Origin of the sequence: Pseudomonas sp. JH-2, from assembly GCF_036231725.1 — a bacterium.
Lineage (GTDB): Bacteria > Pseudomonadota > Gammaproteobacteria > Pseudomonadales > Pseudomonadaceae > Pseudomonas > Pseudomonas delhiensis.
Genome location: NZ_JAZAQP010000098.1, coordinates 1 through 3,181, shown reverse-complemented (window position 1 = coordinate 3,181; position 3,181 = coordinate 1). Strand labels below are relative to the sequence as shown.

Below are 3,181 nucleotides of genomic sequence, written 5' to 3'. Positions count from 1 at the left end.
GATACGGCAATTCCGTGATCCTAAATGCGTTACCTATGTCTCCCGACACCTGTTACCCATGTCTCCCGGCAGAACACGAAGCGATACCCATCGCCATGGCCGCATGGGTTTCGCCCAGGCTCAACCCATCCTACGAGGAACACTTCGGCGCCATGCCCGGGCAGTTGCAGCTTCGCTGGCACCCGGCGCCGACCCCCCGGCTACAGAACGCCGCATCGCCCGTCTATGCTTGCCCACACGGAAACGGCAAAATCGTCGACTCCGCGCCCGTTCGCCATCGAGGGACCTTCATGGGCATGCGCCACCCATTCTCCTGCCTGGCCGTCATCGGCCTGCCGCTGTACCTGGCCGGCTGCGCCAGCCATGACGCCGAGGAGCAGCACCAGCTGTACCGCAACGACATGCTCGAGGCGAAGCTGCTGATCGCCTCGGCCGACCCGGGCAACTACGCCCGCGCCAACGACCTGCTGGCGCATGCCCGCGCTGCCGACCAGCGCGGCGAGGTGGCCTTCTACGAGGCGCTGCTGAAGATCCGCCAGCAGGCCCCGGCGGACCAGGCCCTGCCCCTGCTGGAGCGCGCCGCCAAGGCCGGCCAGCCCTATGCCATCGCCCTGCTCTACCGCGTCTACAGCCAGCCCATGCTCGGCCAGGATGCCGACGCGCTGAAGGCCGAGGAATACCGCAAGGCCTACGCCGAGCTGGACGTGGCCAAGAGCGGCTACCCGAACTTCGAGCGCGCCGGGCAGATCGTCGAGCAGTTGCTGAGCCAGCAGCCGGCGCAGTGAGCCTCAGCCCTCCTCGGGGCTGCGCGCCTCGGCCTGTTCGAAGGTGCGCTCGCCGGGGTTCTTGCCGTGGGGCAGGTGGTGTTCGATCACCGCGTTGAGCTCGGCGCCCAGCAGCAGCACCGCGGCGGAGATGTAGAAGTACAGCAGCAGCACGATGATGGCGCCGACGCTGCCGTACATGGCGTTGTAGTCGGCGAAGTTCTTCACGTAGAAGCCGAAGGCCAGGGACGCCGCCACCCAGGCCACCACCGCCAGCACCGAGCCGGGGGTGATGAAGCGGAACTTCTGCTTCACGTTGGGGGTGGCGTAGTAGATCACCGCCACCGCCATCATCATCAGCAGGATCACCACCGGCCAGCGCAGCAGCGACCAGAGCACCACCACGTATTCCTGCAGGCCGATCCGCTCGGCGATCCAGCCCATCACCTGCGGCCCGAGGATCATCAGCGCGGCCACCAGCATCAGCATCACCGCCAGGCCCAGGGTGTAGAACAGCGACAGCGGCACGCGCTTCCACACCGGGCGCATCTCGCGCACGTCGTAGGCGGCGTTGAGCGCATTCATCAACGAGCGCACCGCCGCCGAGGACGACCAGAGCGCGACCACGATCCCCACCGAGAGCAGCCCGCCCTGGCGCTGCTGCAGCTGGTCGATGATCGGGTTGACCTGCTCCAGGGCCTGGCCCGGCAGCACGTAGGCGGCCTGCTCGCGCAGCCAGTCGAAGAATTCCGGCAGGTGCAGGAAGCCCAGCAGGGCGATGAGGAACAGCAGGAACGGGAACAGCGAGAACAGCCCCTGGTAGGCCAGCGCCGCCGCGTAGGTGGGCATCTCGTCGTCGAGGAATTCCTTGACGGTCAGTTTCAGCAGTTGCCAGGGGCCCAGGCTCAGGCCCCGAAGATCCATGAATTGCATGCCAGGTTTCCTTCCTCCACATCCGGCCGCGGCGCGGCCCCGTATCGACGGTTGACCCGCCGGCACGGCTCAAGTTCGGTCGTTTCGGCCAAGCCTAGCCACTCGGCGCGGCCAGGGGAAGTTTCCCCCGGGGCGGGCAGGTGTAGGAAATGGCCTATACACTTCAGCGCAACCACAGCCGGAGGAACCCCGCATGCCCATCCCGATGCTCCGCCCCGCCCGCCGCCTCGGCGCCACCCTGCTGCTCGCCGCCGCGGCCTTCGCCAGCCTGCAACCCCAGGCCCGGGCCGAGGACGAAGCCACCTTCCTCAAGGAGTCGGCCGCCTTCTTCGAGCAGCAGAGCAAGCAGCTGCCGGTGCAGGTGGACCAGGTGACGCGCCTGGAGAACGTGCGCCTGGACACCGACAGCAAGGTGCTGCACTACCGCTACGGCCTCTCCAGCATGAAGGCCGAGGGCATGCAGGCCAGCGCCCTGGACAAGTTCAAGAGCGAGCAGCGCACCCGCCTGGAGCGCGCCACCTGCCAGCAGCCGGCGCTGCTGCAGCGCATCCGCGAGCACGGCATCCGCGTCGCCCACGACTACGACGGCAGCGATGGCAAGCCGCTGGCGAGCATCGAGATCGACCCGCAGACACTCCAGTGCCAGGGATGAGCCGCGCCGACTACCACCGCGAAAACGCAACCCGGGCCGAAGCCGAGGCCCGCCGGCTGCTGGCCGAGCGCCAGGCCATGGGCGGGCGCTGGCTGGCCTGGGTGGCCGGCGAGCTCTACCGCCTGGGCCCGCCGCAGTACGCGGCCATGGTCCGCCGCGAACTGGAGCGCCTGAGCGGCGACGCCTGAAACGCCCGGCAGGTCTATGCTGTAGGAGCACCGGCCTCCTCCACGGGCCGGCGGAACGACGACCGCAGGGATGCCAAAGCTTCCCAGTCCACGAGGTGACGGTCATGAGCAAAGGTCTGAACGCCCACAAGGAAGGCAAGAAGAAGCCCCTGAAGACGGCCCACGAGAAACGCATGGCGAAGAAACAGAAGAAAGCCGGCAATGCGCTGCTCGGCAGCCACGGGCAAACCTCCTGAGTCCAGCGGCGGACGGCCGCCGGGGGCGGTTGTCCGCGATTTATTTCGTGCCTGGTTCCCTGCATCCCGCGCTTGGCAGGAGCGAGGGGGATGCCTGGTTTTTGCTCGTGAACCTTCGGCCTGTGCTCCGATCTCCCCCTCGTCATTCCCGATTCCCACGAATGCGGGAACCCAAAAAGATGTCAGGTTTGGGTGTAGCGCGCCGCTCCGAGTGCTCGGATGTCTCTCGTTTCGCCCCCTCGGGCGAGTCCCTTTTGTCAAACGCCACAAAAGGAACCAAAAAGGCTTGCCCCGCATACGGGCCCGATGGAGCCGGGCTACCCTCACGAACTCCCCCGCCACGGAGGCCCGCCCCGAGGGTACGTCCCTGTAGCCCATCGGGGCTCTCGCGACATCCATGTCGCATGA

The 3,181-nt window shown here is 67.2% G+C and carries 5 protein-coding genes; 4 read left to right on the top strand and 1 reads right to left on the bottom strand.

Features of this window, described 5'->3' with window-relative positions; genetic code table 11:
• Nucleotides 1–296 precede the first annotated feature (296 nt).
• Entirely contained in the window at nucleotides 297–785 is a 489-nt protein-coding gene (locus tag VV867_RS30770) for a hypothetical protein (RefSeq protein ID WP_256595915.1), read from the top strand.
• Between the two features lie 3 nt (nucleotides 786–788).
• On the opposite strand, the gene VV867_RS30765 is transcribed toward VV867_RS30770, so the two are convergent.
• Nucleotides 789–1,697 carry a YihY/virulence factor BrkB family protein gene (locus VV867_RS30765; RefSeq protein WP_109935209.1) on the bottom strand — a complete coding sequence of 303 codons (909 nt, stop codon included), beginning with the start codon at nucleotides 1,695–1,697 and terminating at the stop codon, nucleotides 789–791.
• Between the two features lie 193 nt (nucleotides 1,698–1,890).
• Between VV867_RS30765 and VV867_RS30760 the strand changes: the two genes are divergently transcribed.
• The 3 genes from VV867_RS30760 to VV867_RS30750 all read left to right on the top strand — a co-directional run bounded on the left by VV867_RS30760 (nucleotide 1,891) and on the right by VV867_RS30750 (nucleotide 2,773).
• Nucleotides 1,891–2,349: a hypothetical protein gene (locus VV867_RS30760; RefSeq protein ID WP_328568420.1), complete on the top strand. Its 459-nt coding sequence runs from the start codon at nucleotides 1,891–1,893 to the stop codon at nucleotides 2,347–2,349.
• Nucleotides 2,346–2,537: a hypothetical protein gene (locus tag VV867_RS30755; protein ID WP_328568419.1), complete on the top strand. Its 192-nt coding sequence runs from the start codon at nucleotides 2,346–2,348 to the stop codon at nucleotides 2,535–2,537. The genes VV867_RS30760 and VV867_RS30755 overlap by 4 nt, the downstream gene beginning before the upstream one ends.
• 104 nt (nucleotides 2,538–2,641) lie before the next feature.
• Nucleotides 2,642–2,773, top strand: coding sequence for a hypothetical protein (locus VV867_RS30750; protein ID WP_256595914.1), 132 nt, complete (start codon nucleotides 2,642–2,644; stop codon nucleotides 2,771–2,773).
• Nucleotides 2,774–3,181: the final 408 nt, after the last annotated feature.